20 protein-coding genes are annotated in these 24,069 nt (G+C 51.3%); 4 read left to right on the top strand and 16 right to left on the bottom strand.

The window, feature by feature from the left end:
- Positions 1-55: 55 nt before the first annotated feature.
- Positions 56-1,363: a glutamate-1-semialdehyde 2,1-aminomutase gene (locus F456_RS0117930; RefSeq protein WP_018978434.1), complete on the top strand. Its 1,308-nt coding sequence runs from the start codon at positions 56-58 to the stop codon at positions 1,361-1,363.
- Positions 1,364-1,925: 562 nt separating this feature from the next.
- Here the strand turns inward: F456_RS0117930 and F456_RS22940 are convergent.
- The 6 genes from F456_RS22940 to F456_RS0117900 all read right to left on the bottom strand — a co-directional run bounded on the left by F456_RS22940 (position 1,926) and on the right by F456_RS0117900 (position 9,555).
- Complete coding sequence (locus F456_RS22940; RefSeq protein ID WP_018978433.1) at positions 1,926-5,054, bottom strand: PAS domain S-box protein; 3,129 nt, start codon at positions 5,052-5,054, stop codon at positions 1,926-1,928.
- A gap of 86 nt (positions 5,055-5,140) precedes the next feature.
- The gene (locus F456_RS0117920; RefSeq protein ID WP_026293966.1) at positions 5,141-6,382 is read right to left on the bottom strand and encodes a stalk domain-containing protein; all 1,242 of its coding nucleotides are present in this window, start codon (positions 6,380-6,382) and stop codon (positions 5,141-5,143) included.
- Between the two features lie 141 nt (positions 6,383-6,523).
- A complete protein-coding gene (locus F456_RS0117915; protein ID WP_018978431.1) occupies positions 6,524-6,814 on the bottom strand; it encodes a hypothetical protein in 291 nt (96 codons plus the stop codon).
- 53 nt (positions 6,815-6,867) lie between these two features.
- Entirely contained in the window at positions 6,868-7,728 is an 861-nt protein-coding gene (locus tag F456_RS0117910) for an inositol monophosphatase family protein (protein ID WP_018978430.1), read from the bottom strand.
- 235 nt (positions 7,729-7,963) lie between these two features.
- Complete coding sequence (locus F456_RS0117905; protein WP_018978429.1) at positions 7,964-8,281, bottom strand: hypothetical protein; 318 nt, start codon at positions 8,279-8,281, stop codon at positions 7,964-7,966.
- Between the two features lie 185 nt (positions 8,282-8,466).
- Positions 8,467-9,555, bottom strand: a complete 1,089-nt coding sequence (locus F456_RS0117900) for a D-alanine--D-alanine ligase (RefSeq protein WP_018978428.1) — start codon at positions 9,553-9,555, stop codon at positions 8,467-8,469.
- A 338-nt stretch (positions 9,556-9,893) separates the two neighbouring features.
- On the opposite strand from F456_RS0117900, the gene acnA reads away from it, so the two are divergent.
- Together acnA and F456_RS0117890 are read left to right on the top strand one after the other, a co-directional pair.
- Positions 9,894-12,638: an aconitate hydratase AcnA gene (gene acnA / locus F456_RS0117895; protein WP_018978427.1), complete on the top strand. Its 2,745-nt coding sequence runs from the start codon at positions 9,894-9,896 to the stop codon at positions 12,636-12,638.
- Positions 12,639-12,807: 169 nt separating this feature from the next.
- A complete protein-coding gene (locus F456_RS0117890; RefSeq protein ID WP_018978426.1) occupies positions 12,808-13,275 on the top strand; it encodes a GNAT family N-acetyltransferase in 468 nt (155 codons plus the stop codon).
- A gap of 55 nt (positions 13,276-13,330) precedes the next feature.
- Here the strand turns inward: F456_RS0117890 and F456_RS0117885 are convergent, their stop codons facing one another.
- A complete protein-coding gene (locus F456_RS0117885; protein WP_018978425.1) occupies positions 13,331-13,831 on the bottom strand; it encodes a GNAT family N-acetyltransferase in 501 nt (166 codons plus the stop codon).
- A 159-nt stretch (positions 13,832-13,990) separates the two neighbouring features.
- The gene (locus F456_RS0117880; protein WP_018978424.1) at positions 13,991-14,734 is read right to left on the bottom strand and encodes an IclR family transcriptional regulator; all 744 of its coding nucleotides are present in this window, start codon (positions 14,732-14,734) and stop codon (positions 13,991-13,993) included.
- Between the two features lie 388 nt (positions 14,735-15,122).
- On the opposite strand from F456_RS0117880, the gene F456_RS0117875 reads away from it, so the two are divergent.
- Positions 15,123-16,175: an alpha/beta hydrolase gene (locus F456_RS0117875; protein WP_018978423.1), complete on the top strand. Its 1,053-nt coding sequence runs from the start codon at positions 15,123-15,125 to the stop codon at positions 16,173-16,175.
- Positions 16,176-16,346: 171 nt separating this feature from the next.
- On the opposite strand, the gene F456_RS0117870 is transcribed toward F456_RS0117875, so the two are convergent.
- From F456_RS0117870 to queG, 8 genes are all read right to left on the bottom strand, one after another.
- A complete protein-coding gene (locus tag F456_RS0117870) occupies positions 16,347-17,231 on the bottom strand; it encodes a lipoate--protein ligase family protein (RefSeq protein ID WP_018978422.1) in 885 nt (294 codons plus the stop codon).
- A gap of 41 nt (positions 17,232-17,272) precedes the next feature.
- Positions 17,273-17,896: a TetR/AcrR family transcriptional regulator gene (locus F456_RS22935; RefSeq protein ID WP_018978421.1), complete on the bottom strand. Its 624-nt coding sequence runs from the start codon at positions 17,894-17,896 to the stop codon at positions 17,273-17,275.
- A 22-nt stretch (positions 17,897-17,918) separates the two neighbouring features.
- Positions 17,919-18,713: an ABC transporter permease gene (locus F456_RS0117860; RefSeq protein WP_026293964.1), complete on the bottom strand. Its 795-nt coding sequence runs from the start codon at positions 18,711-18,713 to the stop codon at positions 17,919-17,921.
- Positions 18,710-19,606, bottom strand: coding sequence for an ABC transporter ATP-binding protein (locus F456_RS0117855; protein ID WP_018978419.1), 897 nt, complete (start codon positions 19,604-19,606; stop codon positions 18,710-18,712). The genes F456_RS0117860 and F456_RS0117855 overlap by 4 nt, the downstream gene beginning before the upstream one ends.
- A gap of 149 nt (positions 19,607-19,755) precedes the next feature.
- A complete protein-coding gene (locus F456_RS0117850; protein WP_018978418.1) occupies positions 19,756-20,292 on the bottom strand; it encodes a hypothetical protein in 537 nt (178 codons plus the stop codon).
- A 165-nt stretch (positions 20,293-20,457) separates the two neighbouring features.
- On the bottom strand, positions 20,458-21,051 hold the full coding sequence (gene folE / locus F456_RS0117845) for a GTP cyclohydrolase I FolE (protein ID WP_018978417.1): 594 nt from the start codon (positions 21,049-21,051) through the stop codon (positions 20,458-20,460).
- A 101-nt stretch (positions 21,052-21,152) separates the two neighbouring features.
- Positions 21,153-21,419: a YneF family protein gene (locus F456_RS0117840; RefSeq protein WP_018978416.1), complete on the bottom strand. Its 267-nt coding sequence runs from the start codon at positions 21,417-21,419 to the stop codon at positions 21,153-21,155.
- A gap of 154 nt (positions 21,420-21,573) precedes the next feature.
- Positions 21,574-23,703, bottom strand: a complete 2,130-nt coding sequence (queG, locus tag F456_RS0117835; RefSeq protein ID WP_018978415.1) for a tRNA epoxyqueuosine(34) reductase QueG — start codon at positions 23,701-23,703, stop codon at positions 21,574-21,576.
- Between the last annotated feature and the right edge of the window lie 366 nt (positions 23,704-24,069).

The raw sequence follows: 24,069 nt of genomic DNA, 5'->3' as shown, positions 1-24,069 counted from the left end.
CTGCGTTTGCAGCCCCGTCAGCGGGTTCTCCATATTTCTGAAAGGATCGTGAATCATGAATCGTTCAAATTCCGAAAAACTATACACCGAAGCACTCGAACATATCGTTGGCGGTGTCAACAGCCCTTCCCGCTCATTCAAAGCCGTAGGCGGAGGTTCGCCCGTCTTTATGCAGCGGGGCCAAGGCTCACATTTCTGGGACGTCGACGGCAACGAATACATCGACTATCTGGCTGCTTACGGTCCGATCATTACCGGACACGCACATCCCCATATTACGGAGGCGATTGTACGCGCCGCACAAAACGGTGTGCTGTACGGCACGCCGACCGAGCTTGAGATTAAGCTTGCCAAGATGCTTAAAGACGCTATTCCGTCAATGGACAAAGTCCGCTTCGTCAATTCCGGCACGGAAGCCGTCATGTCGACAATTCGCGTAGCACGCGCTTATACCGAGCGTTCGAAAATTATCAAGTTCGCCGGCTGTTATCACGGACACTCAGATCTCGTGCTTGTTGCCGCAGGCTCCGGACCCTCCACACTGGGTACTCCGGACAGCGCTGGTGTACCGGCCAGTATTGCACAAGAAGTCATTACTGTGCCGTTCAACGATCTCCAGGGTCTTGAAGAAGCGCTGAACCACTGGGAAGGGGAAATCGCAGCCGTTATGGTCGAACCGATCGTTGGCAACTTCGGCATGGTTATGCCCGAAAAAGGATTCCTTGAAGGTCTGTGCAAGCTGGCTCATGATCACGGCGCGCTCGTTATCTATGATGAAGTCATTACCGCGTTCCGCTTCCACTACGGTTCTTCGCAGACTTACGCTGGACTGGACAACCATGAGGCCATTACGCCGGACCTGACAGCGCTCGGCAAGATCCTCGGAGGCGGATTGCCGATCGGCGCGTATGGCGGCCGTAAGCATATCATGGAACAGGTTGCCCCTCTCGGACCCGCTTACCAAGCAGGTACGATGGCCGGCAATCCGGCTTCGATCTCGGCCGGCATCGCCTGCCTAGAGGTGCTGCAGGGCGAAGGCGTATACGAAGAAATGGAACGTCTCGCGATTCGCTTGACGGACGGCATTGCCGAGTCGGCGAAGCGTCACGGCGTACCGATGACAATTAACCGGATTCGCGGTGCTTTCTCCACACATTTCTGCGATCATCCGATCACTAATTACGAGCAGGCAAAAGACACGGACGGCGAAGCCTTCGCTGCTTTCTTCCGCGGTATGCTGGACCGCGGCATCTGTCTGGCTCCTTCGAAATACGAAGCGTGGTTCCTGACCACTGCTCATACCGATGCCGATATCGACCGTACTTTGGACGCAGCTGAATCAACGTTGAAAGCGATGCGCTGAGGGCGGATTACTTAAACCGAACGATGATCGCTCTCAACGAAACATTGAAAGCGATGCGCTGAGGGCGGATTACTCAAACCGAACGATGATCGCTCTCAACGAAACGTTGAAAGCGATGCGCTGAGGTCGGGTTACTCAAACCGAACGATGATCGCTCTCAACGAAACGTTGAAAGCGATGCGCTGAGGGCGGACTGGATGGCAGAAGAAGTCAAATAGCCTTCCTCACGCGAAAGGTCTTTGACTTCTCGAGAAAGTCCGCTCTCGGGAAAATTCCTTTAAAATATAATCTTCTTTCCCGATTTCAACACGCGACCTAAAGCCTTTCGAAGAAAGGCACATCGTAAGGATCAGCTAACGAATTCCCTTCGCAGCCTCTACGAATGTTCTGCGTATTGAACTTTCTCGACAGCCTGAAGACCTTTCCCTCACGGGAAAGGTCTTTTTAATCTTTCATCCTTTTTCTCTGTAAAACAGAAGCGGTAATACTCAAAAGCGCAAGGATTTAAACAACAAGTCAATGACGGATAGGCTCTCGGATGCATGGGAATTCTGAGCTTTTATCAAGAAGAACTGCGCATAAATTCACGCCGACGGCCATCGCGGTCTTCCAATACCCGCCGGATTTCCGCTTCGGAAAACGGCTTGGAAATGAGGTCCTGTATGCCGCTTTCCAAGCATTCCTCTTCAAATCCCGGACGTACAAAGGCGGTAACTGCAACGATGTAAGGTCTCTGCTCGGCAGGCACCATCTGACGAATCAGACGGGCTGTGGTCATTCCGTCCATCAGCGGCATCTGTACATCCATAAAAACAATGTCGTAAGATTTATGTGCCACTGCCGAGAAAGCTTCGATCCCGTTAATCGCTATATCCGCTTTGCAGCCCATTTTCTCCAGCAGATCAATGAGCAGACGCCGATTAACCGGATGGTCTTCCGCAATCAAAATGTTCAGATCTTGGGGATCGATCGCCTTTTCTCTGACCATCAATATTTTGTCTTCGTCTTGGCTTACTTCGTACGTGTCGTTCTCGCTTAAATAGCAGGGCAGTGTGAAGCGGAAGACTGATCCGGATCCGAACAGACTTTCAGCCCTAATCGTCCCTCCCATTAACTCGACAAGCTTCTTGCAGATCGACAGTCCTAAGCCTGTACCTCCATACTTACGGTTCAGCTCGGGATGAAGCTGCGAGAAAGATTGGAACAATCGGTTTAGCTTATCGGCCGGAATCCCGATTCCGGTATCCTCTACCCTGAATTCCAATACCGGCCGTTCTTCGGAACAGCCTCTCATCAGATCCACCGCTACTTCGATTTTCCCCCGCTCGGTGAATTTGATTGCATTGCCGATAAGGTTGGTTAACACCTGCCTTAGACGGCTCGGGTCTGTTACGATTTCTTCCGGAACCCTTGAACCGATCCGGCAGGATAGTTCCACTCCTTTTTCCATTGCTTTCGGCTCGAACAAATCCACGGTACTTCTTAACAGAGGCTCAACCATAAAGCTTTCGGGCTCTAAACTCAGCTTGCCCGCATCAATCTTACTGAAATCGAGCACATCGTTCAGAATGCGCATCAGGCTTCTGCCGCTCTGACCGATAATCTCTACATATTCTCTCTGCACGCCGGACAATTCCGTATCCAATAACAGGTCCGTCATTCCAAGAACCCCGTTCATCGGGGTACGAATTTCATGACTCATCATCGCCAGGAATTCGGATTTGGCCGAAGCTGTTCGTTCCGCCAACTCCTTCTGACGCAGCACTTCCCGTTCATTGGTAATATCCCGGAACACCACGACCGCTCCTCGAATCTCGCCTTTGTCGAAGATCGGATTTACCGTGTATTCGATCAGACAGCTGGAGCCATCTTTTCTCCAAAAAACGCCCTCTTTATCCGATCTTGATACGCCGTCTTGAACGGTGCAGCAGATTGGACAGTGTTCGATGGGATGAGTTACGCCTCCCGCCCCCGCATGATTGAGCAGTATGTGGTTATAGGCCCCCAAAAATTCTTCTTGTTCAAAACCAAGCATTTCCAAAGCCGCAGGATTGGTAAACATAGCCCTGCCTTCCCGATCAAGTCCAAAAATGCCTTCAGATACAGAACGTAGAATCAGGGCATGCTCATACCCTAATTCTTCAATCTGCCGAATATAACGATTCCGCTCTGTAATATCATTGGCGATCCCGTATACCCCAACGACTTCCGAATCTACCACAATCGGAACGTTAGTGACGCTGAGATTCAATATAGTTCCATCACTGCTCGTAACAGCCGTTTCATAACTTTGCGGAATACCGTTTTTCGCGGCTTCGAAATGTTTCTCGGTATTTTCAAGCTCCTCGGGAGTCACAACCTGCTTGTAAGACATATTTTCCAATTGTTCCGGCGCATAACCAAGCATTTGAGAGAGAACAGCATTGGTCGATACATATCTGCCTTCCTTATCGAATGAATAAACGGCAAACGGGTTGTATTCGAATAAAGACTTGTATCGCTGTTCGCTTTCCTGCAGCTGGCGTTCGGCTTCCTTACGTTCAGTGATGTCGCGGGAAACGGCAATGATTTCCTCGATTTCTCCCGTTTCGTCATTATAGCTAAAGCGTCCTGTACTTTCGATCCAGACGTAGTGACCGTCCTTTGCCCGGATTCGGTAGGAAACCGTGTAAGCACCTTCCGTACTCAGAATTTCTTGCAGATAATTGGTCACCAGAACCACATCATCCGGATGAAAAAATTCATAGGCGCTTCGGCCAATCAGTTCTTCAGGTTTGTAGCCGAGTATTCTTTCACACGCCGGCGAAGCATAGAGATAAGGAGCCTCTGCTTCCGCCGCATGTCTTGAAATAAGATCGATCGAATGCTCCGAAATCAACCGGAACCCTTTTTCACTCTTCCGCAGCTGCATCTCAAGCATCTTGGACTGCGTAATATCCTGTACCGTACCAAACAAATGAAGGCTGCCGGTATGAGGATCCTGATACGGTTTTCCTTGTGCCCGGATTATTTTGCGTTTGCCACCGCTTACTACTATGCTGTACTCGGTATCGTAAAGGTCGCCTTCCAATGCTTTACCAATCTCTCCCTTAATACGCTCACGATCTTCGGGTATAAGTTTCTCGGCAAAATGTTTATATTGGTAAAATTTTTGAGGATTCTCAATGTCAAATATTTCGTAAAAAGTATCGGAACATGTAATGTAATCCTTACCTATTTCCCAATCCCATGAAGCAATCTGTACAATTTCTTCAACCTGAGCATGTTTGAGTGTAACACTCCTCAGCTCTTCTTCCGTTCTTTTAAAATCCGTTACATTCCGGCAGATGACATAAATCCCGATGACATCCGAATCAAATTCGAGCGGAACGAAAGTCAGCTGCAGCCAAAGGCGTGAGCCATCCTTATGCAGAACCTTGACTTCTTCTTCTGCCGTGTGCCCTCTCTTAGCTTGAGAAAAAAGGTGCTTTAATTTTTCGGGAGTAGCGCGAATACCCCAATTTTTGGGCTGCAGAGCTTGCAGTTCTTCCAATGTATAACCGGTAATTCGATGTAATGCCGGATTTATTCCGATGACGCCTCCCGATCGCTCCAGCACTACAATGCCGTCAGGGTGATTTTCCATCAGTGAATGATAGGCCCCATCAGTCGAAATCAAATGTTTAAGTTTTTCTGTTAGGTTCGGTTTCAATGACGGCTTTCTCCTTCATCGTGATTTGAATTTCATGATCTCCCCAGCCATGCGTTTCCAGAGGCAGAAGACATTCTAAACAACTTTTATGGATTGACAAATACTGTCTTCAACCGCTGTGTATATTGAACGTCGAAACCGAGTCCGTCTGCCAGTACCGCGAGCGGTACATAAGTTTTCGTTTCTCCATTAACTTTCGTCGTAAAGGCCGGAACTGTGATCACTTTACTCTGTCCATTGACGGTAATCGCCTTCTTGCCGACCGGGATATTGACAGCACGGCCGCCATAATTAATGCTTGCTGCTGCAGTCTTATTGTTCCACTTGAGATTTGCGCCCAGAGCATCGGTAATATCACGAAGCACAACAAAAGTAGTATTGTTCTTAAGAATCGGCTTAAACTTCGTATCCAGTTCTCTGCCGGATACAACAACGGCTACTGTATTTGCAAGAGCCGAAGCTTTAAGTGTACGATACTCGCCCCAGATCTGCTCGGCGAACGCCTTCGCCAGCAGTTCGTAGCCGTCCTGATTCGGGTGAATATCATTGTATTCGATGTAAGTAAGTTCGGATTCCTTGCCTGCGAACAGAGGAACCACATGCACAGCTTCAACTTTGGCTCCTTGAGCGTTCTGCTTGGCTGTCACAGTGTCCAGTGTTTTTGTATAAGCCTCTGCCGCCTGATTCAACTGAGCGTACAGACCGCCGGACTTAGAATCCGAGACAGGTTGATACTGATCGGCGATTACAATCCGCGCATTGGGGTTGATCTGTTTGAGGTTGGTCAAGATTTGGTCAACATTGGAAGCATAACCCTGCAGCAGTTCTTCCACCTTCGGCTCCAACTGCGCCGCAGTCAGTCGTGGACGAGCGGTAAGGAGCGGAAGCAAATCATTGCCTCCGATTGTGATGGTAATTACATCGGCCTCCACTATATCGGAACGCACCTCGGAAACATTTGCCGCCAATTTCGCCGCATTGGGATCTCGCAGCCCACTTTGAATGGCATCCGCTGTTGTATTTCTCTCAGCTTCAACAGCTTCAATATAACGGTTTAGTCCAGAAGAGTCCAAGCCAGAGATTCCGTAGTTATCAACTTCGGCACGTCCTCGGAACTGAGCTTGCTCTGCAAGGCGAGGTACAAAGCCATAATATTCATTCGGCTTTTTGTCCGGTTGATAGCCGGTCGTCAGTGAGTCTCCGAACGATACAATCTTATAGGATTCTACGGCGGCATTCACGCTGCTCACACCTGTTAAGCCCAACGCCGGAAATGCCAGCGCGACGCAGACAAGCACCATACAGCTTTTTCTCCATGCAATTTTCATTGTGATTCCCTTCCGGTCCGTACGGACCCTTGCAAATTTGATCGGCATTGTGTTCGGAGATTCAGAAGGCAGAGTAAAAAAAGAACCGTCGCCACTAACGGAATTTTTTCCGGGTACGACGGTCCACCATCTACAAAGGAGTTACTTCTTCTCATGCTCGCCTTCCGTCTCCTTAGGCTGCTGAGAACGGGTTTTCTTTAAATAATCGTCATAACGGTCATCTATTTCTTCCGCCATCTGGCGATATAAGCGAGTTTCTTCGACGATCGGATCAAGTGTAGTCTGAATGCGAATCTCATACCGAGGGGAAATCTGTTCACGAGTTCTGCGCTCACGATTCTCATCCTTCAGTTCGCCTTCTGTCAGCAGTTCGCTAAGTTCTTCTTCCAATTGTTCCTGTCCAAGCTTACGATCCTGTGCATCATCGCTCATGGATATCCCTCCTTAGGAGTCTTCAGTCATGATGATTCAGGCAGTGGCGACTTTCAGAAACCTGTTGCGTCGGCTTCTTTTAATACGGTCAGCAGCTCGGCATGAAGCGCTCCATTGGTTGCCACAACATTGCGCACGCCAAGGTGATAAGCATTTCCAAGCGTATCGGTTACTCTTCCGCCCGATTCTGCAACCAGCAGCGCTCCCGCTGCGATATCCCAAGCATTCAGACCGGATTCCCAGTAGCCGCTCAATCGTCCTGCTGCGACATGCGCGAGGTGCAGAGCAGCCGAGCCGCCGGCACGCAAGCTGCGCGCACGCGGCGCAACCGCTTCAATACCGCGCAGATTGATCGGGAGCTTGACGATCGGATCGGCTGGGAAACCTACGGCGATTAATCCCTGTGCCAGACGTTCCTCTCCGGAGACGACCATACGGGCACCGTGTACGTAAGCGCCTTTGCCTTTTTCTGCCACAAACATCTCGTCTCGCGACGGATCATAGATGACACCGATAATAACTTCGCCGTTATGGGCAAGAGCGATCGAAACCGAATAGAATGGAAACCCATGAACGAAATTGGTAGTCCCATCGATCGGATCAATAATCCACAGATACTCTTCTTTCTGCGCTTCGGCGAGTGCTTGAATCGATGCTTCTTCGCCCGGTTCCACACTTTCTTCTCCCAAAATTCCGTGATCCGGAAAATGCGTGAGGATCAGTCTGCGAATCATCTGCTCTGCACCTTTATCCACTTCCGTAACCAAATCTTGGGCCGATGTCTTTGTAGACAACTGTTCAAAGGTTCCCAGCTTGCTTTTGATCCATTCTCCTGCTTTGGCTGCTGCGTTAATTGCGACTGCTGTATAACTTTTTCCCGTTAAGACATAAGGAATTTTATCGTTGGATTCCACTATTTTACCGCCTTTCTCGAATTGCTGTGAGGCTGTATTTGTTTGTTGAAGACGTGAATTTTCGTTCGGTTTGTCGCTTATCTACATAGAGACTTCTCCAATAATTCCACGAGATAAGCCGCTGCACAGGAGAATCTCGGTGTCTTCGATCGGCCTTTTTGGCCGTGTCCAGCACTAAGATATTCTTACCCTCCAGCAGCTCTCCTATACCCGTTCCTTCCCGATTGACCGTATCTTATTCCCGTTCGCCGAAAAACATCTCGTACGCAAGCGCCGTTTGCATGCGCGATTCTTCTTCCGTTAGTTTGCGTACCAGTTCCAGTTCGACCTGGGTAACCTCTTTGTCCTGAAAATTGATTTCCGCGATGGACGCGGTAATACGTACAATCGCGATCGCCTGATTTTCCGGTGTGTAGGCAATAACTTTCTGGCCTGTCGGAAATACGCGGAATCCTTCTTTTACCATCTTGCCGCGTCCATACTCCAGCAGTTCGTAAAGCTCCTGATCGCTCTTGAATTTGCATATCGAATTGAACTCCGTTTCAAATCCCATGGACTAGAACCCCTTTCGAATTTATGTAACTGGTCAGCCGGCTTGGCGCGGGAACTGAACTGTGAATGCACTTAACCAAAAGGCTCGCTCGGCGCGGGAACTGCGAATTTGTTTAATCAAAAGAATCGCTTGGCGCGGGAACTGCGAATCCAATTGCCCATAGGGATATTGGATTCTCGTTCCTATTATCTTCCGTATTGAAGATTAGTACGGGCTTCATGACGTTCGAGAGCCAATTCAATCAGGCGGTCCAGCAGAGCCTGATAGGACATACCTGTCTCGCGCCATAGAAGCGGATACATACTGAACGGCGTAAAGCCAGGCATTGTGTTGACTTCATTGATCAGAATCTTGTTGTCGGAACGGCGGACAAAGAAATCTGCTCGGCACAGTCCGCTACCTTCGACTGCACGGAAGGCACGAACGGCAAGTTCACGCAGGGAATCGGCCAGATCTGGATCAACCGGAGCTGGAATCATCATCTCCGACTTACCATCGATGTACTTGGCGTTATAATCGTAGTAATCGCCGGAGGAGACAATCTCTCCCGGTATGGAAGCCTGCGGTTCGTCGTTGCCGAGCACGCCAACTTCCAGCTCGCGTCCATCGATAAACGTCTCGATCAAGACTTTACGGTCATAACGCAGCGCAAGCTCTACTGCATCGATCAATGCTTCCTGATCTTCCGCTTTGGAAATGCCGACGCTGGAGCCAAGGTTGGCCGGCTTGACGAAGCAAGGGTAGCCCAGCCTGTTCTCTGCTTCCTGCAGCAGCTCATGACGATTTGTCTGCCAGTCGCGCTCGTTGAAAGCAATGTATTCGCCCTGTTCAAGTCCGGCGGCTGCAAACAATTTTTTCATCACGTCTTTATCCATGCCTGCAGCGGACGAAAGGACTCCTGCGCCCACATAAGGCAGCCCCGCCATCTCAAACAGCCCCTGCACCGTACCGTCTTCGCCGAAAGTGCCGTGCAGCAGCGGGAACATGACATCGATTCCGCTTTCCCGACCGCTCAGCGACGCGAACATGGCACCGGCTGCTTCGGCCGTTCCGTCCGATGCCGATTCCAGCTTCATCTCGTCCAGCGAATTCATTGGTCTATGAAGCACGGAACCCATTCGCCACTCGCCCCTAAGGGTAATATAAAAAGGAACAATCTCGTATTTCTCGTAATCGAATGCATTCATTACCGCGAAACCGGTCTGCAGCGAAACTTCATGTTCGCCTGATTTGCCGCCGTATACCAGTCCTACGGTTACTTTATTTGCTGTCATGTCTGAACCCCCGTCAATTCATTGAAATCTCTTTCACCAGTATAGTAGATTGATGGCCGACCTGCAAAGAAAACGCACATACCGCGTACTTACGAAATTTGGAATATCGCGGCGTTTTAAGAGTAAAAAGGGCTTTACGCACCGGATTGTAAACGTTATAATTAAAATAGATATTTTTGAAATTTAGTTTCACTAAATGAAACAACTGGTGCTAAGAGTATCAAAATGCGCCTTGCTCCAATTCTTATGTTTGCTGACGACTTCCCGGTTTTCCCGCGTTTATGCAGGATTTTCCGGACGCCGAGACGCTTTATCCCATTTTCCGAGGAGGTACACTCATGGCTTTATCCGATCAATTTTCTACCGCGCGTACTCTTGAATCGGGCGGCAAGACCTTCCGTTATTACAGTCTGAAAGCACTCGAAGAACAAGGTCACGGCAGCATCTCCAAGCTTCCGTTTTCTATTCGCGTTCTGCTCGAAGCGGCCATTCGCCAATTCGACGGACGAGCGATTACCGAAGAACATGTTAAACAAATTGCACGCTGGAACGTCGATCGCGACAGCAACAAGGAAATTCCTTTCATCCCAGCACGTATCGTACTGCAGGACTTTACGGGTGTTCCGGTCGTTGTCGATCTGGCAGCCATGCGTGATACCGTTAAACTCAGCGGCGGCGATCCGAAACAGATCAACCCGCTCGTACCGGTTGACCTCGTAATTGACCACTCCGTTATGGTTGATGCGTTCGGTACATCCGATGCGCTTGATTTCAATATTAATCTCGAGTTTGAACGCAACGAGGAACGCTATCGCTTCCTTCGTTGGGCACAAACGGCATTCGATAACTTCCGTGCTGTTCCGCCTTCCACAGGTATTGTGCACCAGGTTAACTTGGAGTACTTGGCTTCTGTAGCGGCAACCAAGGAAATCGACGGCGAAACTTACGTCTTCCCGGATTCCCTTGTTGGAACAGACTCCCATACAACAATGATCAACGGTCTCGGTGTTGTAGGCTGGGGCGTTGGCGGCATTGAAGCGGAAGCCGGCATGCTCGGCCAGCCGCTGTACTTTGTCACACCTGACGTTGTCGGCTTCAAACTGACAGGCAGCCTGGCTGAAGGTGCAACCGCAACCGACCTGGCTCTTACCGTCACCGAGATTCTGCGTAAAAAAGGCGTAGTCGGCAAATTTGTCGAGTTCTACGGCCCAGGCCTCAGCAACATCGGTCTGGCGGACCGTGCAACGGTTGCCAATATGGCTCCGGAATACGGCGCAACAATGGGCTTCTTCCCTGTCGACGAAGAAACGCTGACCTACCTGCGCAACACAGGTCGTACGGACGAACAGATCGAACTGGTCGAACAGTATTACCGTGCCCAGGGCATGTTCCGCACTGACGATATGGCCGATCCGGAATTCAGCGAGGTCATTGAGCTCGATCTGGGCTCCGTCGTACCGAGCCTTGCGGGACCTAAACGTCCGCAGGACCGTATCGAGCTGACCAATATGAAGGAAAACTTCAACGACATCGTCCGTACGCCGATCGACAAAGGCGGTTACGGTCTGAGCGACGAGAAGATTGCCGAGAAGGTTACAGTTAACCATAAGAACGGCAAAACGAGCGAGATGGGCGCGGGCGCCGTTGCGATCGCAGCGATTACAAGCTGTACCAACACATCTAACCCAAGCGTTATGCTCGGTGCCGGTCTGCTGGCGAAAAAAGCCGTAGAACGCGGTTTGACCCGTCCGGAATATGTGAAAACAAGTCTTACGCCGGGCTCCCTTATCGTAACGGACTACCTGTACAAAGCCGGATTGATGGATCCTCTCGAGAAGCTGGGCTTCTACGTTGCCGGCTACGGCTGCGCTACTTGTATCGGTAACTCCGGTCCGCTGTCGGAAGATGTTGCACAAGCGATTACCGATAACGATTTGACGGTAGCGGGTGTACTGTCCGGCAACCGGAACTTCGAAGGCCGTATTCACGCTCAAGTCAAAATGAACTACCTGGCTTCGCCGCCTCTCGTTGTCGCTTATGCGCTGGCAGGCACGGTAAATATCGATATGGAAACGGAACCTCTCGGTTACGATCAGCAGGGCGAACCGGTATTCCTGCGCGATATCTGGCCGACTTCCCAAGAAATCCGCGATGCGGTCGCTATGGCGATCACACCGGAAATGTTCCGCTTGAAATACGCCAACGTGTTTACAGCCAATGAGCGCTGGAACGCGATTGAAGTACCGGAAGGCGAACTGTACGAGTGGGATGCGGAATCGACATATATCCAAAACCCTCCGTTCTTCCGTTACCTGAACGAAGGACTCAACGATATTTCCGATATCAAGCAGTCCCGTGTTCTGGCACTGCTGGGCGATTCGGTTACGACCGACCATATCTCGCCTGCAGGTAATATTGCGCCTAGCAGCCCAGCTGGTCTGTATCTCGCTGAGCATGGTGTAGAACGCAAAGACTTCAACTCCTACGGCTCCCGTCGAGGCAATCACGAAGTTATGATGCGCGGTACGTTTGCAAACATTCGTATCCGCAACATGGTCGCTCCAGGTACCGAAGGCGGTGTAACCAAGTATCTGCCGACCGACGAAGTGATGTCCATTTATGATGCTTCGATGAAGTATCAAGATGAGGGCCAGAACCTTGTCGTTATCGCCGGTAAAGAATACGGTACGGGCAGCTCGCGTGACTGGGCAGCCAAAGGTACGATGCTGCTGGGTGTCAAAGCGGTTATCGCCGAAAGCTTCGAGCGGATCCACCGCAGCAACCTCGTCGGTATGGGCGTTCTGCCTCTGCAGTTCGAAGAAGGAAGCAGCTGGAAATCCCTCGGTCTTGATGGCCGCGAGACCTTCGACATTCTGGGCCTGAGCAACGATATTCAGCCGGGACAGAAGGTGACAGTTGCCGTAACTCGCGAGGACGGCACACAGTTCGAATTCAACGCTATCGCACGTTTGGACAGTATGGTCGACGTCGACTACTACTACAATGGAGGCATCCTCCAGACGGTTCTTCGCCAAATGATGAAAGTCGCAAATGGTGAGAAGCCGCTGAAAATGCAGGACTAAAAAGATTCAACCAAAAAGCCGCTTCATTCGCCAACTGGCGAATGAAGCGGCTTTTACTTTTTCATCATGCAGAAACGGGATAGATCTGTTTTGTAACGACAGAATACTTCACGTTACAATGCTTACAGGGCGTTAACTTCTTACCCTACAATGATCAGGAGGAATGCTCATGAATACCGAATCTCTTGTCATCCGCCCGCTGGGCACGGAAGAACGGCATCCGACAGAACTGCTGCTGCTCGCAGATCCCTCACTCCCGCTCATTGAAGATTACCTGCGTCGTGGCACCTGTTTTATTGCGGAACTGGAAGACCAAACGATCGGCGCCTACGTTCTGCTGCCTACACGGCCCGAGACGGTAGAGCTCGTGAATGTCGCTGTGGCCGAAGGGCTGCACGGGCAAGGCATAGGCAGACAGCTCGTCCTCCATGCCGTCCAAACCGCTCATCAGGCTCGTTACAAAACCATTGAAATCGGAACCGGCAATTCAAGCATCGGCCAACTTGCCCTGTATCAGAAATGCGGCTTCCGAATCGTTGGTGTGGATCTTGACTTTTTCGTCCGGCACTATGAAGAAGAGATCTACGAGAACGGTATCCGATGCCGGGATATGATTCGAATGTCGATGGATTTGTAAAAAGCGCTTCTGCCCCTCACTCCTACGCTGCCGGTCCTCAAGCTTAGATTTGCTTTTATATCATTTCTTTTTCCATCACAAAATCATCCATTACATAGCCGTTCCCAATATCGGCAATCTGCTCGCGTATAGTGCGAAAGCCTTTTTTCTCGTACACCGCAATACTTGAACGGTTATCCCGATTGACGGTCAGCCAGATGTGACTCAGCCTGCGTTCCCGGCACAATTGTTCCAGAAACGCATTCGCCTGACTGGCATATCCGCGTCCCCGATCCTCACGCTTGACATAGAACTTGCTCAGAAACAGCCGGCCTTCGTCTTCCTTGACCGCTACATACCCTACTGCCGCTTCTTCATTGCGTATCAGGTAATACTCATAACCCTGATGTTCAATCTGACTCGTAATTGCCGGAACGGACTGGAATTTTTCGATCATGTAATCAATCTGTCCCTGTGTGAGGAGAGAGATATAGTATTCATTCCAGATCTCCGCTGCCAAATCGGCAGTTTCCTTAATCTCCTCGGGTTTGTTGACCGGTGAAAACGTAACCTGCATGTTCGGATCTTCCTTTCCTAAGGCATGATTTTACTTGTGAAAATAATCATACTCCGAATTTCAGAAAAGAACAAAATGTACGCATGCCAAAACGGACTTCGGCAAAGAAGCCCGTGGCAGTTCTACAACGATCATTTCTATGTTGGGTTATTCACCCAATCATCGAATCATCAAACCCATCTCTCTCGCTCTTTCCATCAGCAGCGGCGCATAGCTCTCCAGCTTCTCGACCGGCAGGCGGGCAAGCGGTCCCGATACCGATAGAGCTGCAGCCAGATTGCCTTTCAAGTCGAAGATCGGTGCGGCGACCGAAGTCGCTCCCTGCTCACGCTCTTCAACGCTGATCGCATAACCGGCGGCACGAATAGACTTCAGTTGATCGCGGAAAGCCGACCGTCCTACCATATCCGGCCAGATCGGATCGCTCAGAATATACTCCTGCTCGCGCTCGCTTGAAAAAGCGACAAGGATCTTGCTCGAAGCGCCGACATACAGAGGCAATCGCGCGCCAACTGGAGCGACGCGGCGGATCGCCTGATTACTTTGCACCGCCTGAATACGCAGCCGTTCCCGGCCGTCGCGCACGTACAAACTAACCGTTTCTTCCAGCTCGTCGCGCAGACGCTCCATCGCCGGAAGCAGCAGGAGCGCGGGATCATTGGTATTCGACAAATGCGCTGAAAGCTCCCAAATCTTGATACCCAGACGATACTTTTCGGTAGATACATCCCGGCTGACGAAGCCTTTCTCCTCAAGCGTCGTCATCAACCTATGTACCGTACTCTTGTGGAGCCCTACTTCCCCAGCAATTTCCGTCAGGCTAAGAGTGCCGCTCCGGGTAAAACACATCAATATATCGAGCGCACGATCAACGGCGCGGACTTTCAATTTGCCGTCTTCCATACAAGCATACCTTCTCTCCGAATTCCATGTGGGAATTTTGGGTTTCATCGTTCGGCTGAACGTTTCATATAAATGATAGATGAAGCATCGGCCTGCGTTTGTTTCTAATATAGCATATTTTCGTTTCATTGAGTGAAACATAATCAATATTTATGAAACTCTCATTTTTCTGATTCCATCCTTTTTCGCCCCTCAAACAGACGAAATTCGTCCGCCAAAGACGGACAGAAGGAATGGGGTGCAGAGAACGCTTTCAGATGCCGATATAGTGCTTGTAAGTTTGACTTCGGCTCTGCCGAGACATACCATTAAATAAAAGAAACAATAAAAGTTCAGCTGTCCTATATTGTTCAAGCTTCATCAAAATTTTAGCCAAGGAGAGACCGCGATGAATCCTGCTTCCGAAAGTGTCGTTCAGTCTGAACGGAGCAGCACTCCGCAGACGGAAGATACCGTTAAGGAAATCTCACCGGGCCATCGCCGGTTGCGTAATATAGCAGTGGCTTTGTTCTTATCGATTCTTTTCTTTCTGATCTTTTGTTTTGTCGCGCTGCATGCCTATATCGCCTGGGTATTATCCAATCCAACCGTCGCTCCGCTGTATTCCAACCCTAAGCAGGCGACTGGCATGGACTATAAAGATGTCACGTTTCCTGCAGTTGACGGAAGCCGCATCATGCAGGGCTGGTATATCCCGGCCGACAGCGCGGATTCAAAGAAAACGATTGTACTCAGCCACGGTTATGGAGCCAATCGCGAAGAGACCTGGGTTCCTATGTACGATCTGGCGCATTATGCGCACCGCCTGAATTTTAATGTCATCATGTTCGACTATGGTTTTGCTTCGCAGGGCAGCAAGGAAGTAGCAACCGGAGGCAAAAAGGAAACGCAGCAGCTGCTCGGGGCCGTCCAATACGCCAAGCAGCAGGGTGCGGAGCAGGTCGTAGTCTGGGGCTTCTCGATGGGCGGCGGCACCGCACTGCAGGCGGCACTGATCAGCGACGATATCGACGCCATGATTCTGGACAGCGCCTTCCTGCTTCAGCCGGACACGCTGTATCATAACATCCGGCAGAACATTGCGCTTCCACGCCATCCGTCGCTTGAAATTTTGCAAATGCTGTTCCCGGTTCTGAACGGAACAAGTCTAAATCAGATTCCGTATCGGGAAGTCGAGCAGAAAGATTACCCGATCCCGATCTTCTTTATCCACGGTACCGAAGATACAAAAGCACCTTACCAGATCGCCGAACAGCTCGCCGCAAATCAGACCAATCCGAACTCAAGATCCTGGATTGTTCAGAACTCGCACCATGAACTGATCTTCCGCGAACATCCGCGTGAATATCTGCGCCGCGTCTCAAACTTCCTAGGCGACGTCAGCATGGCCGAACAGAAAGAAATCAAAAACGGAGAAAAAATGGGTGCCGGGACTCCGTAACGCTTTGTTTCTTTCCAATCAAGCCAAACAAACGAACGAACTAAACAAGCGAATCGGATGTGAGACTGCAGATAAGCGATATGCAGTCCAAAAATCATCGAAAAGCCGTACCGAAGTCCGCTAATGCGGTTTCCGGTACGGCTTTTTTGTACAGATTATATTCAGTCCTGCTCAGTCCCGATCATAACGTAGTTTGAGCTGCGCCGACAGACGGTCCAGCTCGTCCAACGGCAGCTGTGGACCCTTTGTCAGTATGGAAGCTCCGGCTTGTTCAATCATCCAATCCTGAAGCGAAGAAATATAGGCTTCGGCCGATGGTACGCCAGCCAGCTCGTCCAGACTTGCCATTGACCCTTCCCGAACATCAGGGTAAGCATCGCCGGGCTGCAGAATGCCGGAAGCTTCGTCGTAAAATTCGCGTGCCAACCGGCGGCGTTCTTCCCCGCTGCCGTCTGCAATAATGAATGCAGTCAAGATGTATGCCTTGGTCTGTCTGCGCTGGGCAATACCGCAAAATTTCCGTCCGTTCACACTTACATCGTAATCGCCTGGGCAGAACGCACCTGCAATCTCTCCGGCTCTAGCTTCGCTGGTCCATGGTGCGGCAGCGCCGGCGATCAGCGAGACCATGCGTTCGAAGTCTCCGTGCAGCTCCAGCTTCCGATCCGGATTAGGCAGAATGAGCGATACATTGACTACGCCTTCATCAAGCGGAACAGCGGCACCGCCCGATACCCGTACGGCTACTGAGCAGCCTTCGCGTCTCAGCTTCTCCATCGCCTGCGGAGCACGCGGCAGCCGACGATCCCGCATGCCGATCGTCAATGCATAAGGATGCCGCCAGATATGCATGATCGGTGCTTCTCCTTCGCCGACACGGCGGCACATCATCTCTTCCCAAGCCAGCGGGAATATAATGTCTTCCGGCATGCTTTCCAGCGTCGGTGCCCAGATGCGGATACCTTCCGGCCAAACTTGACGTTTCTGCTCCGCAAGCCGCTCCTGCTGTTTTATTTCCGGCCCGATCCCTTCATATTCCGCTCTATCTGTGCTCATTCTGTCCGCTCCTTTCCTATTTTCGAAGTCCTTTGAAAAGCTTACTCTTCTTCCTCCGGAGTTTCGCTTTCTGCAGAGTTCAGCCCTTTCCCTTCCCGGCGGTATTCTTCACTGAGTATCCCGCTGTACATCATCGACAAAATTTGTTCCGAAGCGGCGCGTATATCGGGCATATTGTCCCAAACGCCCGGCCGGCTCAAATATTCTTTAACCGCCATCGTGAACACAAACAGCACATGCGGAGAAACATCTTTGCGCAGCATTCCGGACTGCTGGCTTCTAAAGATCAACTGTTCCATCTTAGCCGCCATGCCTTTCGTCTGGAACTCCATCAGTTCTGCCGCGAGATCCGGATAATCTTCAATCAGATCCCTGATAAACACGTCTGAAATCGACGCATAAGCCGCTTCGTCCCGCAGACGAAGCAGCGCACTGAACGGTTCAGATTCTTCGCTGAGCACGCGGTCGATATCTTCTTCCGCTTTTTGCACCAGTCGGCTTGTGACTTCGCGCAGCAGCCCTTCTTTATTTTGAAAATAATTATACAGAGTCATCTTGGACACCGAAGCCTGCTCGGCGATCCGCTCCATGCCGGTATCGGCAATGCCATATTCGAAAAACAGCGCCGAAGCGGCTTCGACAACCCGTTCGCGTTTGCCGCTCACTTGGCTTGTTCACACCTTCCCGTTATAAGTCCTGACGTTCCAGCCCCAAGGCCGCAGCCGCCAGCCCCACTGCGTATAATCCAACCGTAATCAATACACCTGCCGCTGTCAAGGTTACATCCATGACAATATCACTGGGCACGAACAAACGAAACAAACTCAAGTCTGCCAGACGTGCCGCATTTCCCGGTGCTGTCGATAGCAGGCCCATGAAGAACATCATCAGTACAAGACCGATTCCCGTTGAAGTCGCCGCACGCTCCGAAGTTACCCAGAACGTCAGTATATAACCGATTCCGAGAAAAGCGAGCGCTATACAATAACCTGCCAATACGAGCAGAAGCAGTATTTTGACGTTGGAAACACTGCTGAACAGTTCTCCTGCCGCCCAATTCACAAGAAAGGTCAACAGCGCAATGATCGTAACTAAAAGCAAATGTGCGGCAGCTTTGGAGAAGAAAATTTCCCGGCGGCTGTAAGGCAGCGAAAACAAGTACTCTGCCGTCCCCTTATCTCGTTCACGCGAAATACACGTCCCGGCCCAGATGGCGGAGAATGCACTCAGCAGCAGAGCAAAAAGCATATGCGGCTGTGCTCCGACCCACCCTTCGTAAGAAGACATCATGACCGTATTAATACCGAAAGACTCCAAAATTGCCGATTTCCCCTGGAGCACTTCCATCATGCCTGCGTTTCCCGCGAATGAATCCGCCATTGCGCCCAGCACAAATTGGTAGATAAGCAGAACGAGAGTGCCCACTAGAAAAGACACTCTTAGCGATTTTAATTCCATCCCGATCAAATTTCTGCTCATCATTTTTCCCCCTCTTTATAATCGCGCATAAACGATTCTTCAAGTGTCGGACGTTCGACTGTTAAATCCAGAATCTCATATCTGCCCAATCGCTGCAGCACCGGACCAGGCGGGCCGTCTATCGTAAACTGGTGTATACCGTCTTTTACGATTGTTTCCGCAGCGAAATCGTGCAGTCCCAACTCATCCGTCCGATCCTGATCGTCAGCAAAGCGAACTCGAAAAACATGCCGTTTGCCGCCGACAAGCGCAGCAACACTCTCCACCCGCAGCAGCCGTCCATCCCGGATCATCGCTACACGATCACATAAGCGTTCCACTTCGCTCAATACATGCGTGGAAAAAAACAAAGTCATACCGGCTTCCCGCTGCTGCTTCAGCAGATCAATCAGCTTATGCTGGATCAGCGGATCGAGTCCGGATGTTGGTTCGTCGAGGATCAGCAGTTCGGGGCTGTGCAGGAGGCTCTGGATCAATCCAAGTTTTTTGCGGTTGCCGAGCGAGTACGATTTGATTCTTTTGCCCAGGTCGAGGTTCAGCATTGCGGCCTGCTGACGGTAATCGGTCGTATCCAACTTCAGTCCGTAAGCCCGTGCGGTAAAAGCCAAACTTTCCATTCCCGTCCAACGCTCATACAGCCGGATTTCCGAAGGGAGGTATCCGATGCGGCGGCGAAGTTCGGCGGAAGGGCGACCGGCATCCCTGCCGAATAACGATATCCGGCCAGACGTTGGCTTGGCGAGCTGAAGGAGCATTCGGATCGTCGTGGACTTTCCTGCTCCATTCGGTCCAATAAACCCGTAGATTTCTCCGGACTGTACTTCCAGGCTTAAATCCGATACAGCCTGCTTGTTTCCGTACATTTTGCTCAAAGCTTCCGTATAAATAATTGTCATCTCTTCACTCCTTTTTATACTTCTGTATAACTATAAGTATAAAATAATCTTTTTCTATCGATTTGTTAAGAAATATTTTACTTTTTACTTGCCCGGAATAAAAAAAACCGTCAGAACGAAGAAATTCTTCGTCCTGACGGTTTAAGCTTTTATTCTGTAATTCGCAAACTTTTCGCCATATCAATTAGCAGTGGCAGCGCTTTGGCTTTGTCCAGATAAGTAAACGATACGATATACGTCTCTCCGTCATGCTCTACTTGGAAAAAGTCTGCAATCCGGCCATCATTGATTGAACCCCGATATTCTTTGTAGCCGGCGACCTCTTCAGTGCGATCGCGCATCAGCGAAGCATCGATCAGCGAGTTCTTCGTCACGCTCATAAAGATCTGTTTACTCTGGAAACCCCAAGCTGTATCGTTCCCCATCTTGAAAGCCGAAGCTCCTTGGGGCAGATACACGCCGATCGGAAGCGTTGGGTGACGTTCGAACGTCCCTGTCATCTTCTGGCCTTCCCAGCTCAGTTCCACCTGTTCTTCAGGATCGTAAGCTTTGAGATCAAAAAGTTGCTCCGTCCCTTCAAGCGGTTCTGCTTTCTGATTGCCGATCCATGCCGGTTTGCCGCAGGCTGTCAGTGTCAACAGCAGTACTATTAACAGCACAAAGCCGACTGTCTTTTTTTTCATCATTTCCGCCCCTTCCTGATTTTGCTCGGGACCGAATACGATTAACTTCCCAAGCTGAAAAAGAACCCGCCGACCCAAGGCGTGTTTTCAAATTGGCGCTTTATCCGGAAAGATAAGGCGTTTTGAAGACACGGCCTCCGGCCGGACAGGTTCATCCTGCATATCGTTTCAATTCTTGATGAGCGTCAGACATTCCGCCCGCTGCGCCGCATCATTGCGGAGAACACCGCGTACGGCAGTCGTAACTGTCTTGCTGCCCGGCTTCTTCACTCCACGTGCGCACATGCACAAGTGCTCACCTTCGACAACCACCATAACACCCTTCGGTTGGAGAACCTCCACCAGAATGTCGGCAATCTGAGTCGTGATTCGCTCTTGTACCTGAAGACGGCGCGTTACCGCTTCGGCCAACCGTGCGAATTTGCTTAGTCCTGCGATACGGCCGTTTGGAATATAGCCGATATGAATCTTGCCGAAGAACGGAGCCATGTGATGCTCACATTGGCTGTAGTACACAATGTCCTTGACGATGACCAGCTCTTCGTGATGTTCGTCGAACGTCACGCCCAGCGCTTCACGAGGATCGGTGTCGTATCCGGCAAAAATCTCTTCGTACATCCGGGTTACTCGCGCCGGAGTATCCAGCAGCCCTTCCCGCTGCGGATCCTCGCCGATCAGCTCCAGAATCTTGGCAATATGATGTTCGATCTGTTCGCGGTTGTCGCCAACCTTTTTATTTGTATAATCGTTCAAGCCGGACATGTTCCGTTCCTCCTTACCTAATGCGTCGACCGGGTCCTGCATCAACATGCAGCCCGGCTGACACATTTGCCGAAGCTCCTGCTGGAGCCCGGAAGACGTACTTATCTTCTCCGTTTGTTAGGAGGATAAGCATTTCCTTTTGGCGGTTTGCCGCCAGGCATACCGCCGTTTTGCTTCATCATCTGCTGCGCCTGCTGCATTTGCTTGCCGTTCAGATTATATCCCATCTGTTTGGCCATTTTCTGCAGCATTTGCGGGTCGTTCTGCATGCTGGTAAGCTGCCGGCGCAGATAGTAAACGCCGATAAAGAATCCGCCAACCAAACCGACGATCAATGTCACGATCGGTATCACATAATTCCACCACATCGCTGATGTCACCCCACGTTTTTTCGCTATGTGTGCCCATATAAACGCACGTAATAAGTGTAGCACGAGGCGGCATTCGCCGCAATTTATTATTGCTGGCGGAAGAGCTCTCTCAGTATATGACAGCATTGAAAAGTAACCGCCAAAGTCTTCCCTAGTTGTACGGACTGCCTTCTTCTTGTACGTTCATTCTCTTGCGCTCGATCTCAAGCAGCTTTTCTTTGATATCAAGTCCGCCGGCATAACCGATCAGCTTCCCGCTCGAACCGACAACCCGGTGACATGGAAGAACGATCGGCAGAGGATTGCGATTATTGGCGCCGCCTACCGCTCTTACAGCATTCGGACGCCCAACGAATTCGGCGACCCATTTGTAAGAAGCTGTGCCGCCGTAACCGATGCTCTCCAACGCACGCCATACTTCGACTTGGAAAGGCGTTCCGCGCAGATCAAGTTCGAATTCAAACTTCTCGCGGCGGCCGGACAAGTATTCAAATAACTGCTTCTTATATGGCTTGATGATGTCAGGCCTGCGAACAATGTCCGCCGATCCGAACCAACGCTTCGCCCAGCTCGCAAGCTCTGCAGAGCGTCCGTCGAACGTGCCGAAGTCGATGCGGCATAATCCCCGTTCGCTTGCTGTCAGCAGCAGCGGACCGATCGGCGACTGCATCTCGTCGCAGAGAAGCATTTCTACTGCCGTAACGCTTGTACGTCCATTTCCGCCGGGAACTGCCGCTTCCATCGGGGAAGACGGCAGAGCGGATGGCAGGAGTGCTGCGGCAGGAGAGATTCCTGCTGCCGACGCTTCGCTTGCACCGTCTGCAGCCGCAGCGTTTGTACCGCCAGCAGGCGAAGAAGCGCTCGTGATACCTGCCGCTGCGGCTGTATCGCCTGCCTCGCTTGCAGCTTCGGCGGCTGAATTATCCGTGCCGCTTGTTCCGTCTTCCACTGCAGCCGAAGTACTTGGTCCGTCTTCCGCCACAGCCGCTTCACTTGTGCCGCTTATAACAGCAGATGCAGCCGCTTCGCCGCTTGGGCCTGATGCACCCGGCCCGGGAGCTGCCGCTCCGCGCCGTGCGGGATCTCCTTTCGCCGGTCGCGGTCTGCGGCCTTCTCGCACTTCGCTCAATGCAAGCTCAATCCGCTCTACCACTTCCGCATCCTGCTCCAGCGGCTTCGCAGCGAGCAGCGCCTCTTCGGCGGCAGGACCGCCGATTCGGCCGATCGCCCATGCGGCCGTGCCGCGCATAACCGGACGCGGATCGCTCTGCAGCACTTCAGCGAGCTTAGGCATTGCCGCCTCGTCCTTAAAATTCCCCAGCGCGATCACCGCATTACGCTGGATCGGTCCCCGTCCGCGCCATGCAGCGGCCGTATCGCCGAAACGCTCCTTGAACTGTCGGTTGCTCAGATCCAGGATCGGCAGCAGCAGCGGCTTCGCCTTCTCGGGATCCGGCTGAAGCTGCTCATGATGCGGCCAGTGCTTGCCCTTATTTTTCGGACAGACGATCTGGCAGGTATCACAGCCGTACAGCCGGTTGCCGATCTTCATCATGAATTCTTCGCTCAGCAGCCCCTTGGTCTGAGTCAGAAAGGATACGCAGCGCTGTGCATTCAGCTCGCCGGGACCGACCAGTGCACCTGTCGGGCAGGCGTCGATACAGCGTGTGCAGTCGCCGCAGTCCTCCTGAACTTCTTCATCCGGCGAGAACGGGATATTCGTAATCAGTTCGCCCAAATAAATCCATGAACCGTATTTAGGAGAGATGATCATGCAGTTTTTCCCTTGAAAACCGATCCCCGCCCGGTGCGCGACAGCGCGGTCCGACAGCACGCCGGTATCCACCATACTGACGACGCTGGCATGCGGCACTTTTTGCTTAATAAACTCAACCAGCCGGTCCATCGCTTCCCGCAGCACATGATGATAATCCCGGCCCCAGGCCGAACGCGCCATCATGCCGCGGGTGCGGCCCGGCTCGGACTTCGGCGCATTCTCCAGTTTGGAAGGATAAGCGACAGCAATGGCAATCAGCGACTGCGGGTCCTCGTGGCTGAGCGCCGGATAAGTTCGCTTGTCCAGATCCGGTTCTTCGAAGCCCGACTCGTAACCGTTGGCGCGATGCTGCTCCAGTCTCGTTCGCAGCGACAGAAAAGGCTCGGCCGAAGCAAATCCGATGTCGTCGATTCCAAGCGATGGGGCCGCCTCGATAATTTCGCGTTTCAGCGCTTCCCATGACGCCGTCTTCGTTCCGCCGCCCTCTCGTACCTGTTCGTTCATACCGATCCCTCCCTTCTCTTTATTCTTGTTCATACACGTGCACATGGAAATTTTCATCTATGCTTTACGCAAAAAAGACGCTTTAATCCGGGCTTCATCAAGCTGCCGGAAGCGTTCTTGTGTCATTATGCTATTATGAAGCACTCTCTATTTTACCTCTAATACGGAATAAAATCGAGGGATTTCGCAGGAATTTCACTTCTGGATCTCACCTGAATATAAGACCGGACAAAATAAAAAGCATCCCTACACTCTCCAGCTTCCGTATGCGGCGCGAAGGCCGTGCGGACACCCGAGAAAGCAGGCATGCTTATTCAAGTTCAAGCGGTTCCTTTCCGGGGAATCCGCGTATATGTCTATTCTGCG

The sequence above is a fragment of the Saccharibacillus kuerlensis DSM 22868 genome (assembly GCF_000378145.1).
Taxonomy (GTDB): domain Bacteria; phylum Bacillota; class Bacilli; order Paenibacillales; family Paenibacillaceae; genus Saccharibacillus; species Saccharibacillus kuerlensis.
Note: the sequence above shows the minus strand (reverse complement) of the source record. Positions and strands in the feature narration are given on the sequence as shown.

What these genes read in the sequence shown, in the direction of transcription:
- F456_RS0117930 (WP_018978434.1), top strand. Translation starts at nt 56, where the DNA reads ATGAATCGTTCAAATTCCGAAAAACTATACACCGAAGCACTCGAACAT.
- F456_RS0117920 (WP_026293966.1), bottom strand. Translation starts at nt 6,382, where the DNA reads ATGAAAATTGCATGGAGAAAAAGCTGTATGGTGCTTGTCTGCGTCGCG.
- F456_RS0117915 (WP_018978431.1), bottom strand. Translation starts at nt 6,814, where the DNA reads ATGAGCGATGATGCACAGGATCGTAAGCTTGGACAGGAACAATTGGAA.
- F456_RS0117905 (WP_018978429.1), bottom strand. Translation starts at nt 8,281, where the DNA reads ATGGGATTTGAAACGGAGTTCAATTCGATATGCAAATTCAAGAGCGAT.
- F456_RS0117900 (WP_018978428.1), bottom strand. Translation starts at nt 9,555, where the DNA reads ATGACAGCAAATAAAGTAACCGTAGGACTGGTATACGGCGGCAAATCA.
- acnA (WP_018978427.1), top strand. Translation starts at nt 9,894, where the DNA reads ATGGCTTTATCCGATCAATTTTCTACCGCGCGTACTCTTGAATCGGGC.
- F456_RS0117890 (WP_018978426.1), top strand. Translation starts at nt 12,808, where the DNA reads ATGAATACCGAATCTCTTGTCATCCGCCCGCTGGGCACGGAAGAACGG.
- F456_RS0117885 (WP_018978425.1), bottom strand. Translation starts at nt 13,831, where the DNA reads ATGCAGGTTACGTTTTCACCGGTCAACAAACCCGAGGAGATTAAGGAA.
- F456_RS0117880 (WP_018978424.1), bottom strand. Translation starts at nt 14,734, where the DNA reads ATGGAAGACGGCAAATTGAAAGTCCGCGCCGTTGATCGTGCGCTCGAT.
- F456_RS0117875 (WP_018978423.1), top strand. Translation starts at nt 15,123, where the DNA reads ATGAATCCTGCTTCCGAAAGTGTCGTTCAGTCTGAACGGAGCAGCACT.
- F456_RS0117870 (WP_018978422.1), bottom strand. Translation starts at nt 17,231, where the DNA reads ATGAGCACAGATAGAGCGGAATATGAAGGGATCGGGCCGGAAATAAAA.
- F456_RS0117860 (WP_026293964.1), bottom strand. Translation starts at nt 18,713, where the DNA reads ATGATGAGCAGAAATTTGATCGGGATGGAATTAAAATCGCTAAGAGTG.
- F456_RS0117855 (WP_018978419.1), bottom strand. Translation starts at nt 19,606, where the DNA reads ATGACAATTATTTATACGGAAGCTTTGAGCAAAATGTACGGAAACAAG.
- F456_RS0117850 (WP_018978418.1), bottom strand. Translation starts at nt 20,292, where the DNA reads ATGATGAAAAAAAAGACAGTCGGCTTTGTGCTGTTAATAGTACTGCTG.
- folE (WP_018978417.1), bottom strand. Translation starts at nt 21,051, where the DNA reads ATGTCCGGCTTGAACGATTATACAAATAAAAAGGTTGGCGACAACCGC.
- F456_RS0117840 (WP_018978416.1), bottom strand. Translation starts at nt 21,419, where the DNA reads ATGTGGTGGAATTATGTGATACCGATCGTGACATTGATCGTCGGTTTG.
- queG (WP_018978415.1), bottom strand. Translation starts at nt 23,703, where the DNA reads ATGAACGAACAGGTACGAGAGGGCGGCGGAACGAAGACGGCGTCATGG.